Raw genomic sequence first — 14826 nt, 5'->3', positions numbered from 1 at the left:
ATTCCTGTTCTTTGTTTGAAGGTACACGAACCAGAGCCTCATAGTAGGTGCTTCTCGCGAATTTCAAGGCTTTACACATCTGCTTGACAGTGTAGTATTTAAGATTGTTGTTGATAAAGGACACGTACTCAGCTATTGATTTTTGGCAAATATGGCGGTAGCTTTTTTTAATATTTCATTCTCTATCTCTAGTTCCTTCATTTTCTTTTGAAGAGCCTTATACTCTTTCATAGAAATGGTTTCTGTTTCTGAAACCTGTACTGGAGAAAGAAGTTTTACCCAGGTAGAGATTGTGCCTTTTGGAACGCCATATTCGTTAGATAATTCTGTGATACCTTTACCAGCTTTATTACGCAGATCTACAATCTGCTGCTTAAATTCTGGGGTATAGGATTTTTGATTTTTTGCCATGATTGAACACTCCTTTATTATATTATAGAAAGTTCAACTTTCCGTGTCCATAGTTATATACTAACACCACATCATATCCAGATACCTGTACGCCGGAAAAGTCTTCTTCGGTTTTTGTAAGGACAATTTTTCCTTTCTGCGCCAGATCCTGCTTTTCCACTGTCACTATAGTCACGCTGTTTTCCTTACTGGAATTGTCCTGGGATACTTGGAAGGGAATTGGTGTTTTATCCAACACATAGCCTTTCGGTGCCTGTACCTCTACCAGTGTATAGTTTCCAAAAGAAAGAGATTCCGGTGTAACCAGACAGCCGTCCGCCCCGGTATAAAAGGTATCCAGTAAAGTGATTTCCGGATATGTGTACTGCATGGTCACAAGATTTCCCGCTTCGTCATAAATCTGAAAGCCTGCCCCGGATAAAGGAATGGTCTTTCCGGTTTCAGCATCTTGTTTTACAACTTTGATATACGACTCAAAGGGGCGGTTATTGATCAGAAAGCGGTATACTTCTCCGTTCTTACTGACAAAAACATCAAAGTCTTCGATTCTTTCACTCCCCTCCCAGCCCTTTGTCTGGTGCATGGTATAAATTCCATAAGGCAGATCCTTTGTTTCGGCATAGCCATTGCTGTCACACACAAGCAGATCTTTTTCCGTATCTTTGGCTTTCTCATAACTGCCTGCATTCTTTAAATAGACCTGAAACTCAGCTCCTTCCTCCGGTGTCTCGATTGCAGTGCTGCCGTCATCGGTGTGCTTGATCACAGAAATGCGTCCTTTTATTACCTGCTCTGCCACGTCTCTGGAAATAAGATTTCGCTCCACCGTATAATTCTTTGCCTCTGCACCCACCGGATAAACAGTTTCGTCCAGGAGATAGCCTTCGGAGGGTGTGATTTCCCGGATAGTCCAGTGGTCCCCGCAAGTGTACTCTTTTATTGTGAATGTTCCTTCAGCATCCGTTGTATAGGTATCGATCAGAGTCTCTTTGTCATAAAGGCCATAAACAGCACCGGAAAGTGTGCCGTCCCCTTGTGCTTTTCCCGTTTCCTGATCTGCTTTAACCGCATGGATGCGAAACTTTTTCAGAGTATTGGTCATGGTGGCATTGATAACGTTCTTCCAGTTGATGGCGACCTGCTGCGATGGGGGAACCACGTAGCGCAGAGCTGTATCCACTTCCTCCAGTGTGTAGGGTTTTGTGCCTGCTATCAGAATGTTTAAAAATGTGGCAATACCGCTCTTGTCTGTGACTGCATAGGCATCCACAGCTTCACCGGATAAGGCTGTCCCATATAAGCGGAACTTTACACCTTCCTTTAATCCGTCCTCAGAAGTCTTTGTCACTTTCAGACTTCCACGCTTTAGTGTATTGGAAAAATCAACCTGTGTCGTTTCCCCTCCTGTTACGGTGACTTTCTGTTCTTTCTGCGTTTCATACCGATTTTCTGTAAGCTCTGTTACGGTATAGGTTCCGGGGACCAGATTTTCCACTTTCATTGTCCCGCCTTTTCCTGTGGTGACCGTCTGATCCACACCGTTTCCTGTGATGTGGAACTTTAAACCTTCCACGATACCATCTTCAGAAGTCTTGACAATCTTTAGATGTCCATAAGGGGTTTCCACATTCATATAAGCGTTTACAGCTGCTGTGTTTTCCACTCCGGTCACAATATCCTGTAAGGCAGGATCTCCATAAGCAACCAGTTTTGCACTGCTGCTGACTGCAGGTACTTTCTTTACTGCGGATACTTGTACCTGTCCGCTTATTGCTTTGGCAGAAGTAACTGTCAGTGTATTTCCTGATGCACTTACTTTTACATCACTGTTGGATGAGATGAAGTTAAATTTGGAAAGTATCTTATTCTCATCCTGTATCTTCAAAACATGATTTTTTCCATCCCATTTCATCTGCTTTGCTGCACTGTCTTTGCTGACAGAAGCAAAGCTTGGTATGGCTTTATGATTCTTCATGGATGTCACGATCTGGTTATAGTTTTTCGCCACCTGACTGTTGGCACCGTCTGCACACATACCCTCATAGAACTTGCTGTCTGTTCTGTCATAAGGCGCCACTGCTTTGCGGCATCCTGTTGTCACTTCCCATATCAGAAGTGATGTAGCAAGAACCTTTTCGCTTTCCGTACCGGAAAGGCTGGCCATACTGCCCTGGGCTCCATAAAGTAATACAAGATTTGTTGTATCGCGTTGTTGCTGGGATAGTCCCTTCCACAGGGCAGATGCATCTTTCTGTAAAACATCTCCTGTGTTTAAGGGCATCCCCGGTCGGATGCAGTAAGCATTCTCTCCATCTGCATAAATCCGGGTAATGGCTTCCCCTGCATAGGCACAGGTACGCCCGTTATGGGAATACGTCTTTTGATAATGCATGGTATTTCCGGCTCCGTCGTAGCAATAATCAAAAGTGATGGTAGCTCTTTCGGAAACTGCCATGGTAAGCTTTGCCGGAAGCACGGAAAGCACTGCGGTCAGTGTCAGCAGCAATGTCAGACATTTCTTTAAAAATGGTTTCATTCTCATTTTCAATATATCTCCTCCTTGGGACATAAAATATCCCTGCTGTTTTGCAGGGTGATTAAAGATGATATTCGATTAGCCGAAAAAGGATAGCCACCACCTCCCTTATTGTCTTTTCGGCTGGTAAACTGCTGGTATCTTGGAAGGGGTAGGGTGTGGGGAGGGGAACCATACAAAATAACTTCCCGTAAAAGAACCTGTTTTCCCCTTGGTGTCAGATTTCATCGCTCCCTGCCCCTTTCCCGTTTCCGGTATAGTTCCAATGCCCTGACAATTGTATCTTCCATCTGTTTTGCAGGCGTCCCCGGCGAAAAGTATTTGTTGATACGCTCCTTGGGCATGTGAAACTGTTCTTTTTGATTTCCTTTCTCCTCCGATAAAATGGAGAAGATTACATTTGCATCAATCCTCCCTTCCTCTGAAAACTTCCGCAATTTAATGGCCTGTGCATGACTGGGGGTACGGTCCTCCTGCTCCATCGTGTCCAGTAACTCTTCCTGTTGCTCTTTCGGCAGGTAAGATAACTCCACCGCCGGACGCATGGCAATCTTGCCCTCATCCACCATATCCAAGATAGATGGAATAAGTTCTGTTAAGCGAATATAACGTTGTATTTGACTTTTGCCTTCCCCGACACACTCTCCCAATATTTGCACAGAGTATTTTCCCAACTTCTGCCCCAGTGGGGCAGAAGTTAAATCAGTCCTCTGTCCCTGCCTTTTCATTGCCTCCAGTTTCATCTTATAAGCAAAGGCTTTTTCTGATGGAAGAATATTTTCTCTTTGCAGGTTGGAATCCACCATAATTACGGTAGCTTCATCATCAGTTAAATCCCGGACAATACAGGGGATTTTCTGTTTTTCTGCTAATTCACTGGCCGTTTTTCTCCTGTGTCCTGCTATCATTTCATATCCGCCTTTCGGCTTCGTCCGGACAAGGGCCGGAACGAGAACACCATATTGCCGGACACTTTCTGCCATGTTCAGCATGTTTTCATCCATTCGCACCTTAAACGGATGATTGGGAAAATCACTGATTTCATTTAGCGGTATATCCTGCACACTCTCCCGTTTTGCTTCATCCCGTTCTTCCTGTGTACTGAACAGGTCATCTGCTGCGGGCAGATTTAGCTCGATTTTGCTGCCTTTCCCCATCCCGGATCACCTCCTTTGTAAATGCTTCATAGGCTCTTGCAGCTGCTCCTCCTTTATCATAGCGGTAAACGCTTTTGCCTGCAGCGCTGGTTTCTGCCGCCTTTACCGCAACGGGGATAACAGCTTTGTATACTTTAAGCACTCCTCCATAGTTTTGCCGCAGGCTCTCCACTGTTGCACGGGCAAAATTTGTCCGCATATCTGCTAATGTCAGCAAAACACCATCCACTTTTAAATCCGGATTGGATTTGCCTTTGCACTTTACCAATTGTCTTCATCAGCTGTGTCATCCCTTTCAGGGACAGATAATGAGCCTGTACCGGAACAATCACGCTGTCAGCTGCCGCCAATGCATTGATCGTCAGCATTCCTAAACTCGGCATACAGTCAATTAGGATGTAATCATAATTCTTCTTTATCTCACTTAGATACGATTTTAGGGTAAACTCCCGGCTCATAGCATTGACTAAGGTCATCTCCATGCCTGACAACTCAATATTCGACGGGATAAGAGCTACACCTTCTTCATGGTGTACAATTCCTTCGTGGCAATCCAGCGGTTCATCACGGATTAGCCTGTTCATCTGCATGGCCAGTGTTACCGGAAGATTATCCGGTTCTGTCCAGCCCAGTGAAGTGGTCAAATCCCCCTGGGGATCTGCATCCACAAGCAGTACCCCTTTTCCTGTGTTGGCAAGCCCAATTCCCAGGTTGACTGTTGTAGTCGTTTTTCCTGTTCCCCCCTTCTGATTGGCAATGGCAATTACTTTGCACTTTGACATCACTGCTTTCCTCCTTTCTCGGAAAATCTAGATCTCATTTTACAGAAAATGATTCTTTTCCATAGATCACATCCTTTACAATAAAATATTGCTTTTTACTTCATTTCCCCAAACATCCCAGCCCGGTGTGACCTGGCGGGCAAACAACTCAATGCGGGGTAAATCTCCCATGAGTTCAACAATCTTATCCCTTGTAATATCTGGTTTTTTACTGTGCTGTTCTAACGGACTGACAATAAGCTGATGTACCTTTTTAGAAATTCTTTTTGGATGACCTTTCACACCAAGCAGACAGATTTCTGCGTTAGAGCGTGTCCAGTACCCGAGTCCGAAAAAAAATCCTTGACCCGATTTATTCTGCTTCACCCATACAAAGGCAACTGTCTTGTAGGTAAATGTCCAGGCACTCATAACTTTCAATGCTTCCGGAAGCTGCGGGAAGGTCGTCCATAAGAATAAAACGCTGTCCTTTTCTGCAATAACTGGTACAGGCAATGCGCAAATATCTGCAAGCGGCATCGTATGGTAATGATTTTCAGCTACTCCCTGTCCCTTATTCCGCCGATACTCCCATGGTGGATCTGCATAGATAATGGCATATTTCAAAACTTCACCTCCCCACTTTTAGGCACAAAAAAAGACGTCCATTTAGGAGCGCCTTAATAAAAGTATTTTCACACTCGTTTGAGCGAGAATATGCAACTACTCTGCAATCTTTTCGTCTAATCTACACTCATCTATAATATCGAAAAAATCATAAACAGCCTCTGTAACAAAAAACTCCATAATATCTTTTGACTGTTCCATTGCCGCTATGCTAACTGGATATTCCATCCCGGCAATGGCATATATTCCTCGAATCATATGAAATGCCTCGGCAGCTTTGCCCGTATCCACTAAAGCAGCTAAAGCAAAGTAAATATCCTCCATGTCGCTTACACTTTGCCCGTTGGAAAATAGTTCACCAACCAATACTGTCACATACTCCCCGGAAATAATATTGATAGTATTCTTCACATAATTACTGATTCCTGCACTTTGTTCTCTCTCCATCCTATCTCCTTCCTACATGCAGCTGCTTTTATGAAATCATCTGACTATGTACTAACGCAAAAAAGCCCGCCTGCTCTCATATAAAAGAACAAACGGCTAACAATCACTCTTACACTTCTTTATTCATTTTTACTTGATTGGTTTTGATATTAAAATGGTACACAGACAATATCCGATTTGATAATTTACAATAAGTTCCGCAAATTGGGGGGCTTTTGAAGGCCTTTTGGGGGAATTGCACTATCCCCCAAATTTATATGAAAATATGGCAATTTATGATAAGTTTCAGCTGTTTCTTTTTTACACAAGAAACCCCGGAATTGCCTGCAATTAATGGCTTTCCCGGGGTTTGACATTTCTGTATGAAATTCAGTTTAGTTTCCCATCTGAGCAGCAACTTCCTCCGCAAAGTTTTCCTGCTTCTTCTCAAGACCTTCTCCTGTCTCAAAGCGAATGAATCTCTTCACTGTTAAGTTAGCGTTGTTCTCTTTTGCTACTTTTTCAACATATTTTGCAACTGTTAAATCGCTGTCCTGAACGTATGCCTGGTCTAACAGGCACACTTCTTTCAGTTCTTTGTTCAGGCGTCCAATAATCATTTTCTCGATGATATTGTCCGGTTTCTCCGGGTTTTCTTTTTTAGCCTGAGCCAAAAGAATCTCTTTTTCATGATCCATGTATTCCTGAGATACTTCTGCACGAGATACATACTTCGGGTACATAGCTGCGACCTGCATTGCCACATTCTTCAGGCACGTCTTGATCTCATCATTTATAACGTCTGTATCAGCTTCTACAAGAACGCCTATGCGTCCGCCCCCGTGAATGTAGGATACAACGCATCCGTCTGTTACGACTTTCTCAAATCTTCTGATATTAAGATTCTCTCCGATTACTGCAATCTCTGCTACTAAAGCATCTTTTACAGTCTTTGCTGTATCAGCCTTCCAGGGCTCTGCCAGAAATGCATCTATATCTGCTGCCTCTGTCTCTGCCGCCTGATTTACAACGGCTTCAACAAATCCCTGGAACTCCTCATTCTTTGCAACGAAATCTGTCTCAGAATTTACTTCTACGATAGCTGCTGCTTTATCATCTTTTACGACTGTCTTTACAATACCTTCAGCTGCAATTCTTCCTGCCTTTTTCTCAGCCTTTGCTTGTCCGTTCTTTCTTAAAAATTCAACAGCTGCATCCATATCTCCGTTTGTTTCTGTAAGAGCCTTCTTGCAGTCCATCATTCCTGCACCCGTTATTTCTCTTAACTCTTTAACCATTCCTGCTGTAATTGCCATGATTATTCCTCCATCATTGATATCCATTACTTAAAAATGCCTCAACCCGTCTCCACAGGCTGAAGCATCTTGAATTCGTACTATTTTGCTTCTACAGTCTCTTCAGCTACTGCTTCATCTGCAGCCTCTTCATAATATTCTTCTTCGCCTGCTGCACCTTGATTTACTTCAACAACAGCATCTGCCATCTTAGAAACAAGCAGTTTCACTGCTCTGATTGCGTCATCATTTCCCGGAATTACATAATCCAATTCTTCCGGATCGCAGTTTGTATCACAAATACCGATCAGCGGAATTCCAAGTGTATGCGCTTCCTGAACGCAGATTCTCTCTTTCTTCGGGTCTACAACAAAAATAACATCCGGCAGTTTCTTCATTTCTTTGATTCCGCCCAGGTTCTTTTCTAACTTGGCCCACTCTTTTTTCAACTCGATTACTTCTTTTTTAGGAAGTACATCGAATGTTCCGTCCTCGGACATTCTCTCAATATCTTTCAAGCGCCGAACTCTGCTCTGGATTGTCTTAAAGTTTGTCAGCATACCGCCCAGCCATCTTTCATTAACGTAGAACATATTGCAGCGTTCTGCCTCCAGCTTGATAGCATCCTGTGCCTGTTTCTTTGTTCCAACAAACAGGATTGTGCCGCCTTCTGCAGCAATATCTGCAACAGCTTTGTAAGCATCGTCAACCATTCCTACTGATTTCTGCAGGTCAATGATATAGATACCATTTCTCTCTGTGTAAATGTACGGAGCCATCTTAGGGTTCCATCTTCTAGTCTGATGTCCAAAGTGAACACCTGCTTCTAAAAGTTGTTTCATTGAAATAACACTCATGTTTCTTTCCTCCATTGGTTTTGAACTTCCGTATGCTTTAATTCTTTCCTTAAAACCGGCCTGTTTCATACAGACTTAGGCACCACCAAAGAAATCCGCATACGTGATTTTTGTGGCGGATATAGTATATCACAGAAAAAAATCAAATGCAAGAATTTTCTGAAAACAAGCCTCAAAAGGGACAGTCCCCTTTAGACTCCCCTTTTAGTCTTGCTCTGTCCGGCTCCTTTGTGGTACACTGAAAACAGATTAACGCAAGTTCTTTGCTTGTATGATAAGGAGGTAGAAATATGCATTTTACATTTGCACATAATAATCTGAATGTCTATGATTTACAGAAATCGCTGGATTTTTATAAGGAGGCACTTGGTCTGGAGGTTGCCCTCACTAAGGAGGCTGAGGACGGCAGTTTCATCCTTGTATATTTAACTGATGGCACAATGCCCCACCAACTTGAGCTCACATGGCTCCGGGATATGAAGCGTCCTTACGAACTGGGAGATAACGAGATTCATCTTGCCTTTCATGTGGACGATTTTGATGCTGCACTGGCAAAGCATAAAGAAATGGGCTGCGTGTGTTTTGAAAATCCTGAGATGGGGATTTACTTTATCGAAGACCCGGATGGATACTGGCTAGAGATTGTTCCTGCAAAGTAGTTATAAACAATGCATTCGTCTAGTAAAAAATCCCGCGAACGCGGGATTTTTATTTATAATTTAATATTCTTACCAATATCTTACAAATACAGAAGCACGTACCGGACTTACACAAACAGGTACCCCGTCTTGCTGCGCTTCAATCATTTGGCCTCCGCCTATGTAAATTGCCACATGTCCCGGTGTCCATGCTATATCTCCAGGTTGTGGATCAGAAACCTGACGTCCTCCTGCAAGCTGAGCTGTATCTACACGGCCAATGCTGATTCCCGCCTGTGCATGACACCACTGTGTCAATCCGGAACAGTCAAGTGCTACATAAGGTGTTGAACCTCCCCATACGTAAGGAACTCCAATCTGTGACCAGGCCGCATTCACAATTGTCTGTGCAGCATTTGTATTTCCCGAGCTTACCGGGTGGTCTGGAGTGACATCTGGTGGGGTTGGATTAACTGTATCAGGAATATCCTGTACTTCCGGTGCTGTGTCGCCGCTTGTCTCACGAACTTCATCTGCCTTTGTCTGCGCTGCACTGGCCTTTTCTGCTGCTTCCTTTGCTGCCTTCTGCCTTGCTGCTTCCTCCATAGCCGCCTTCTTTGCAGCCTCCTGAATCTGTTGGTCCAGATTAGCCACCTCTGCGCTTTTGGTGTCGATGGTTGTGCTCAGTTCCGTCTGCTGATCCTCATACTGTGTCTGCATCTCTTCCAGCTTATCCATGTCACTCTCCAGAGATGTCTCCAGATTCTTGACTTCTGTTACAGTATCTACATATTCATTTAGCATATTTCTGTCATAACTATGTATTTTCTGAACGTATTCGGCTTGACTCAGCATCTCCGCAATGCTTCCCGAACTTATGATTCTTTCCAGTGCGGAACCATCGCCCTCTTCGTACATATACTTAATACGTAGCTTCATGTCCTCGTACTGCTGCTTTTCCTTTTCCTGAGCATCTGCCAGCTGCTGCTTAGCCTCAGTAATCTCCTGTCCTTTTGAAACCAGCTGACTTTGCAGCTCTGTCATCTTGGACATAAGTGATGACAACTGTGACTGTAGATTATCAACTTCGCTCTGAGCCTGCTTCTTCTGTGACTCCAGGCTTGAGGACTTAGCCGGCGCTGCAAATACCGGCATTGCTGCCATGGAACATGTCAGTGCTGTGGCTGTAAGCACATTACGTACTTTCTTAATTTTCATGTGATTCACCCATCCTTATTCTTTTTATTATCTATGTCCCCACATATGTGTCCTACTATACAATATTCTTTGACATTTTTCAACAGCATATAGCAAAAAAAATTGGCTCGGGACTCAAAATTTCTTTTTTATTTGCATATATTGAATTATAACGGATGGATCAAAAAAATGCAATAACTTTTTAACAGTTTTGTAATATTTTAGCAGAGCGTTTTTGCATCCGGATTTCTATGCAGTCTGCTACTGGTAAACTGCCCGAAAATCCATGTTTTCTTCTGCTCTGAGAGAATCGATGTTGTCTTCTCCATATAGGATTTCCAGCCCATTTCCAGGTTTTACCAGCCTCCATCCACGAAAAAGATATCCCTTTCTTTCTACAGAACTTTTGGGCAGCACTGCAGCATCGAGGACATCACCGCTATGAACATTAATCTTCTTTATTATGTATTCATCCGGCAAATCCCCTGCTTTCGGTTTTTCTTTATCCGGTACCCAAAAAGAAACTGAGTAGAACTTCTCTTCTCTGGTTTCTGCCTCCTCCAATATCACCGTTTTCCGGCAGGATATTTTCCCATATCCGATTACCTGCCTATACTTTTCTGTCACCCTGACATCCAGCAGCCCCTTCTCCACATCCATGCCCAATATCTCTATAATAAAATCAGAATTACTTGTTGTTTTCATAAGAAACCCCTGAATAAAATCTGCTGCAAACTCATCTTCTTCAGATGAGACATCTATATTATACGTTGGGCGGATTTTCAAAATTTTCATGGACTGCTCCATTGCTGCACTTAAACTGCTCTCTAGTTCATTTTTACGTATTGTTCTATTCTCGGCCGTTTGAATGGCCGTCCCCGAAAAAATCAGTATTATACTCATGAAAAATACAATTATGGCATTCCTCATACCGTACCCCCTTATCTTGCGTACCCTGCAATCTGGTGCTCGAGAAACAGATTCAGTACAGGGAGTGTGTAATCATATGTCAATGTGACTTTTGCATATTTTTCGTTTTCTATACTGGTGAGCAGCTCAATTGCCAAATCTTTATATCCGTTTTCCCGGGCTTTCTTTTTACAGCTTTGTATTACAGTCTCTGAAAAATCCCCGGCTTCTACCTCTGCTACTACCGTCGAGTGGTAGTTTTGTGCTTTTTGCGTATTCAAGGATGCTATAATATAAGCCGTGCTCAGAACTGCCATAAATGCAATCATAATCATCCCCATCATTGTCTCAACTGCACCCTTCACTTTTCCTCCTTTCAGTCTGCGATAAAGCTGTACTCCTTCTCTGTCGTCTTTGTACTGCCCAAAAATGAGTCAGCCACCCGATAAACAATGCGGTACTTTCCAGGCAATACAGGCATAAACTTTTCCGGGTCCACCTCTTTTGTAATGTCCTTTTCCTTCGGATCTGTAACTTTTGTCACAGACACTTTTGCCGCCTCACCTCCGTCAGTCTTTACTTTTATAAGAAATGCTTCCGCATCCAGAAGATTATATACCTGACCTCTGTACAATTTTTTAGCCTTTACAGACAATTCAGGAGGTTTTCTGGACAAAATGGATTCTGCAAGGGGATAAGAGTCCTTGTCCTTCAAAGTTGCTGCGGGTCGAACATTTTTTATCATCCCTGTCAAACTTCCTTTCCCTGTTCCCATCAACAGCGGTATCATACCGCCCAGAAGGATTACCAGAATTATAAGCTTTCCATATTCTCCAAGCATTGTCTTCAAAACCATCACCCCCACTTACTGCATCATATGCCTGCAGTTCCAATTCCATTGAGAAAAGTCTGAATCAGATGCGTAATTTCTCCATCTGTTCCAAACATCCCCAGTAAGGTGCTTAAAAGCACAAGTCCCACAATGCACACTGTAGTTATACCGCCATACTCTTCCATAAATTCTTTCATATACCTTGCTCCCTTTTAGATTTTACAAACCATTTTCTTCTATTTAAAATGTTGTCTCACAGAGCATACGCAGAATATCCCACAAACCGGACATTATGGCAAATCCTGTCAGGGAAATTGCAATAATGCCTCCGTATTCTTCTAAAAATTCTTTCAATGAAACTTATCTCCTCTCATGCTATATTCGTAACTGCAGACAAAATATAAGCCATAACCAGCCCTAAGTCTGCCAACATTTTTACAACTCCTGTAACCATCGGCAGAAGAACAAGGAAGCTAATTCCTGCCAGACGGTCTTCTGCCTTTAAACGCTCTGCCCTGTCTGTCATGGACAGACCTCGCTCTACCAGCGGACCAATCTGTCCGTTAATATCCGTCGCACCAAATTCTGCCATAGAATACAAAACCTTCATAGCAGACGTAACATCCGGAAGCTTTACCTTTTCCATAAAAGACAAATAAGGACGGACAGAACCTGGGGCCTCCTCTATCCTCTCCAGCAGAAGGGCCAGCTCTTCCTGCAGGATCTCCGGTGCATACGCGGCAGATTTTGATAAAGATACATGTACATTGTCTGTCTGCAGACGTAAAGACATGCTCATCAGCCAGTCCGGAAAGGTCTTTTCCACCTCCCTCACCACATATTTCATGGAAACCTTGTACTGCCGGCGGGGCTGAGTACACAGCAGCACCGAGAAAAGCAGAAGAAGCCCTGCGGCAGTCAAATTTCCCTGTTTTCCCAACAGAGCGGCAAAGATAACAAAAAGTATCGCAAGCAGGCACATCTTTTTTGTCTCCTTATGTAAATCCCGGTGCATCACATAGTTGTACTGTCTTTTGACCTCTTCAAATTTTCGCATACCGTCCTCTTTTATAAGGCCTGCCGACAGCTTCACCTGGGCAGCATACCATATGAGCAGATTCAGCAATACTGTCACCATTGTAACAATTTGTGATACCAGATGCTTTGTGATCCCGAATTCTTTCGGCAGCATATAGACAGTCATTGCGCAGACCAGGAACGAAAGCATAATACCGATTGTTATTTTTACCTTTATATTTTTCTTTTCTCTCTGCAGATCATAAACCCTGTCAATCCACAGTCTTCTCTCTTTTAGGAGAATATCCGCAGACGTGGTAAAATCTCCGCCTACCGCCTCTGCCTCTATAAGAAAGTCATGGATTTTAAAAAGCTTCGGGCAGCCATATTCCTTTTCTATAATAGAAAAAGCTTCCCTGTAAAGATTATTTTCAGCTGTCCCGTTCTGAATAAACGTTATTGCTTCCAAAACGGCATCATAAAGTCTGCTTTCTCCTTTTTCAAAGAGCACAAGAGTATCCTCCAGTGAGTTTAGTATCTTTGCATGCCTTTTGAAAGAGTAGAGCATCTGTTCCATGTAAGCTGTAATATCTTCAAACCGCCTGGCTTCATACCGGCTGCGGTAGACCATTGCAAACATGCTGGGTACAAAGCAGGCAGTGCTCCCACAAATAGCCAGAATAAAGGGCAGTTTCAATTTAAAAACATAGAAAAGGCATGCTAGACATCCATACAATCCCAGGAAACACTCCACATACCTGCGGGGAGAAAAATTATATCCGAATCTTTGAATCTCTCTGCGTAGGCATCCCGGGTTTAAATACCGCAATATCCCGCTCGTTTTTTCTCTTTTCATTTTCCCCTCCGCATACTTATGCCCGTACTTAAGGCTTCCTGCTCAAATTTTTTCTGTATATTAAGAGGCATTTCCCCTGAAATAAACTTTCCGCCCTCTGCCAGCAGATGCATCACATTCTTTTCCCCTACGCGGTCAAAAAGACAAATCTGGTCAATAAATCTTACCACTTCTTTATCTTCTGTTACCCTCTTGCGAAGCAGGACCCCCACATTCAGGAAACTATAGATATCATTTTCCAGTCTGGAGGCAGAATAAGTGTCCTGCATCATATTCTGAATCCTGTCGGGTATTTTTCGAGTGTCATCTGTGTGAAGTGTTGTAAGGCCATGAAGGCCTGTTGAAAAACATTCCAGCAGGTATTTCACCTCCGTTGACCGGGCCTCGGAAAGCAGAATCCACTGGGGATTCTGTCTAAGCGCGGTCTTGATAGCTTTTGTATAAGAGAAAAATTCTTCATCTACCTTCAGCTCCACACAATTTGACCCAGGATTGATGTCCCTGTAATGTATTTCTAAGTTGTCTTCTATGGTCATCACTTTTTCTTCTCTGGGTATGAATTGAGTCAAAAATTTTAAAAGCTCAGTTTTTCCTGCCCCGGGCCGGCCGCAAAATACCATGTTCATCCGCCCGCGTATACACTGAATCAAGAAATCAAGCACCTCTCTGGAACAATACCGGTCACGAAGCATTTTTTCTTCCGTCATACGCATCACGGCTGGAGTCTTCCGAATAGATATTGAATATCCTGTGTTTGTCGCACTGGGGTGTATAATCGAGATACGCAGAACATCCGTCTCCGCCTCCAGTACATTGTTGTATTTATTGATTTGTTCACTGACTACATTGGAAACTCTGACACTGAACTGACTCACAAACTCTTTTGACAGCTTTATTGGAACCTTATAAATTCCCCGTTTCAAATGTTCGACCCATACATCTGTCCCATTGAAATTAATGTCTGTAATATCTGTGTCCAGCACATATGGCAGAAGCGGCCCGAAACTGTCCTCCTTTAAATTCCATGATTCCCTGGAAACCCTCACTTATTCTCCGCCTTTCTGCACATTATTTTGCCGTTACTGTTGTATTCAGTGCCGCTGTCAGTTTCTCCACGGCCTCAGTAATACCATCCCTAATACTGTTTCCAATAGGTGTTGCAGCCACCACAATTATCATAATAATGATTGCAGCCACCACAATTACACCGTACTCCTCCATAAATGTCTTCATACAGCTCTCCTTGTCTATAATTTTTGAACTTAGATTTGAATAATTGCTTCAATTTGTTGTTTGCATATGTTTCA

Annotated in this window: 16 protein-coding genes and 1 pseudogene; 1 reads left to right on the top strand and 16 read right to left on the bottom strand. The window is 43.1% G+C overall.

Annotation, left to right across the window (positions count from 1 at the left end; translation table 11 throughout):
• Window positions 1-132 precede the first annotated feature (132 nt).
• From BN3456_RS02485 to rpsB, 8 genes and pseudogenes are all read right to left on the bottom strand, one after another.
• Window positions 133-411 (bottom strand): transposase, encoded by a 279-nt coding sequence (locus BN3456_RS02485; RefSeq protein WP_024345227.1) that lies wholly within the window; start codon window positions 409-411, stop codon window positions 133-135.
• A gap of 22 nt (window positions 412-433) precedes the next feature.
• Window positions 434-2953, bottom strand: coding sequence for a SpaA isopeptide-forming pilin-related protein (locus BN3456_RS02480; protein WP_242862782.1), 2520 nt, complete (start codon window positions 2951-2953; stop codon window positions 434-436).
• A gap of 218 nt (window positions 2954-3171) precedes the next feature.
• Window positions 3172-4104 carry a ParB/RepB/Spo0J family partition protein gene (locus tag BN3456_RS02475; RefSeq protein ID WP_089982576.1) on the bottom strand — a complete coding sequence of 311 codons (933 nt, stop codon included), beginning with the start codon at window positions 4102-4104 and terminating at the stop codon, window positions 3172-3174.
• Window positions 4058-4886, bottom strand: a pseudogene (locus BN3456_RS02470) (AAA family ATPase). Before BN3456_RS02470 ends, BN3456_RS02475 begins: the two are co-directional and overlap by 47 nt.
• Before the next feature lie 75 nt (window positions 4887-4961).
• Window positions 4962-5492 carry an MT-A70 family methyltransferase gene (locus tag BN3456_RS02465; RefSeq protein WP_089982575.1) on the bottom strand — a complete coding sequence of 177 codons (531 nt, stop codon included), beginning with the start codon at window positions 5490-5492 and terminating at the stop codon, window positions 4962-4964.
• A 96-nt stretch (window positions 5493-5588) separates the two neighbouring features.
• The gene (locus tag BN3456_RS02460; RefSeq protein WP_089982573.1) at window positions 5589-5939 is read right to left on the bottom strand and encodes a hypothetical protein; all 351 of its coding nucleotides are present in this window, start codon (window positions 5937-5939) and stop codon (window positions 5589-5591) included.
• Between the two features lie 374 nt (window positions 5940-6313).
• Window positions 6314-7234: a translation elongation factor Ts gene (gene tsf / locus BN3456_RS02455; RefSeq protein ID WP_089982571.1), complete on the bottom strand. Its 921-nt coding sequence runs from the start codon at window positions 7232-7234 to the stop codon at window positions 6314-6316.
• A gap of 80 nt (window positions 7235-7314) precedes the next feature.
• Window positions 7315-8070 carry a 30S ribosomal protein S2 gene (gene rpsB / locus BN3456_RS02450; protein WP_089982581.1) on the bottom strand — a complete coding sequence of 252 codons (756 nt, stop codon included), beginning with the start codon at window positions 8068-8070 and terminating at the stop codon, window positions 7315-7317.
• A gap of 290 nt (window positions 8071-8360) precedes the next feature.
• Between rpsB and BN3456_RS02445 the strand changes: the two genes are divergently transcribed.
• Window positions 8361-8729, top strand: a complete 369-nt coding sequence (locus BN3456_RS02445) for a VOC family protein (RefSeq protein ID WP_089982569.1) — start codon at window positions 8361-8363, stop codon at window positions 8727-8729.
• A gap of 69 nt (window positions 8730-8798) precedes the next feature.
• Here the strand turns inward: BN3456_RS02445 and BN3456_RS02440 are convergent, their stop codons facing one another.
• The 8 genes from BN3456_RS02440 to BN3456_RS15795 all read right to left on the bottom strand — a co-directional run bounded on the left by BN3456_RS02440 (window position 8799) and on the right by BN3456_RS15795 (window position 14752).
• On the bottom strand, window positions 8799-9926 hold the full coding sequence (locus BN3456_RS02440; protein WP_242862781.1) for a C40 family peptidase: 1128 nt from the start codon (window positions 9924-9926) through the stop codon (window positions 8799-8801).
• A 240-nt stretch (window positions 9927-10166) separates the two neighbouring features.
• Complete coding sequence (locus tag BN3456_RS02435) at window positions 10167-10835, bottom strand: hypothetical protein (protein ID WP_089982568.1); 669 nt, start codon at window positions 10833-10835, stop codon at window positions 10167-10169.
• 11 nt (window positions 10836-10846) lie between these two features.
• A complete protein-coding gene (locus tag BN3456_RS02430; protein WP_089982566.1) occupies window positions 10847-11179 on the bottom strand; it encodes a hypothetical protein in 333 nt (110 codons plus the stop codon).
• Window positions 11180-11190: 11 nt separating this feature from the next.
• Entirely contained in the window at window positions 11191-11670 is a 480-nt protein-coding gene (locus BN3456_RS02425; RefSeq protein WP_089982564.1) for a hypothetical protein, read from the bottom strand.
• Window positions 11671-11687: 17 nt separating this feature from the next.
• Window positions 11688-11843 carry a hypothetical protein gene (locus BN3456_RS15800; RefSeq protein WP_176699078.1) on the bottom strand — a complete coding sequence of 52 codons (156 nt, stop codon included), beginning with the start codon at window positions 11841-11843 and terminating at the stop codon, window positions 11688-11690.
• Window positions 11844-12016: 173 nt separating this feature from the next.
• Window positions 12017-13519, bottom strand: coding sequence for a hypothetical protein (locus tag BN3456_RS02420; RefSeq protein WP_089982563.1), 1503 nt, complete (start codon window positions 13517-13519; stop codon window positions 12017-12019).
• Window positions 13516-14565, bottom strand: a complete 1050-nt coding sequence (locus tag BN3456_RS02415) for an ATPase, T2SS/T4P/T4SS family (RefSeq protein ID WP_089982561.1) — start codon at window positions 14563-14565, stop codon at window positions 13516-13518. Before BN3456_RS02415 ends, BN3456_RS02420 begins: the two co-directional genes overlap by 4 nt.
• Before the next feature lie 22 nt (window positions 14566-14587).
• Window positions 14588-14752, bottom strand: coding sequence for a hypothetical protein (locus BN3456_RS15795; RefSeq protein WP_176699077.1), 165 nt, complete (start codon window positions 14750-14752; stop codon window positions 14588-14590).
• Window positions 14753-14826: the final 74 nt, after the last annotated feature.

The organism is Clostridium sp. C105KSO13, assembly GCF_001517425.1.
Taxonomy (GTDB): Bacteria; Bacillota; Clostridia; order Lachnospirales; family Lachnospiraceae; genus Muricomes.
The sequence above is the reverse complement of the archived record's forward strand: the minus strand, read 5'-3'. Positions and strand labels throughout refer to the sequence as shown.

Coding starts and splice junctions, on each gene's coding strand:
- BN3456_RS02480 (WP_242862782.1), bottom strand. CDS start 2,953: ATGAGAATGAAACCATTTTTAAAGAAATGTCTGACATTGCTGCTGACA.
- BN3456_RS02425 (WP_089982564.1), bottom strand. CDS start 11,670: ATGGTTTTGAAGACAATGCTTGGAGAATATGGAAAGCTTATAATTCTG.
- BN3456_RS15795 (WP_176699077.1), bottom strand. CDS start 14,752: ATGAAGACATTTATGGAGGAGTACGGTGTAATTGTGGTGGCTGCAATC.
- BN3456_RS02485 (WP_024345227.1), bottom strand. CDS start 411: ATGGCAAAAAATCAAAAATCCTATACCCCAGAATTTAAGCAGCAGATT.
- tsf (WP_089982571.1), bottom strand. CDS start 7,234: ATGGCAATTACAGCAGGAATGGTTAAAGAGTTAAGAGAAATAACGGGT.
- BN3456_RS02440 (WP_242862781.1), bottom strand. CDS start 9,926: ATGAAAATTAAGAAAGTACGTAATGTGCTTACAGCCACAGCACTGACA.
- BN3456_RS02445 (WP_089982569.1), top strand. CDS start 8,361: ATGCATTTTACATTTGCACATAATAATCTGAATGTCTATGATTTACAG.
- rpsB (WP_089982581.1), bottom strand. CDS start 8,070: ATGAGTGTTATTTCAATGAAACAACTTTTAGAAGCAGGTGTTCACTTT.
- BN3456_RS02420 (WP_089982563.1), bottom strand. CDS start 13,519: ATGAAAAGAGAAAAAACGAGCGGGATATTGCGGTATTTAAACCCGGGA.
- BN3456_RS02475 (WP_089982576.1), bottom strand. CDS start 4,104: ATGGGGAAAGGCAGCAAAATCGAGCTAAATCTGCCCGCAGCAGATGAC.
- BN3456_RS02460 (WP_089982573.1), bottom strand. CDS start 5,939: ATGGAGAGAGAACAAAGTGCAGGAATCAGTAATTATGTGAAGAATACT.
- BN3456_RS02435 (WP_089982568.1), bottom strand. CDS start 10,835: ATGAGGAATGCCATAATTGTATTTTTCATGAGTATAATACTGATTTTT.
- BN3456_RS15800 (WP_176699078.1), bottom strand. CDS start 11,843: ATGAAAGAATTTATGGAAGAGTATGGCGGTATAACTACAGTGTGCATT.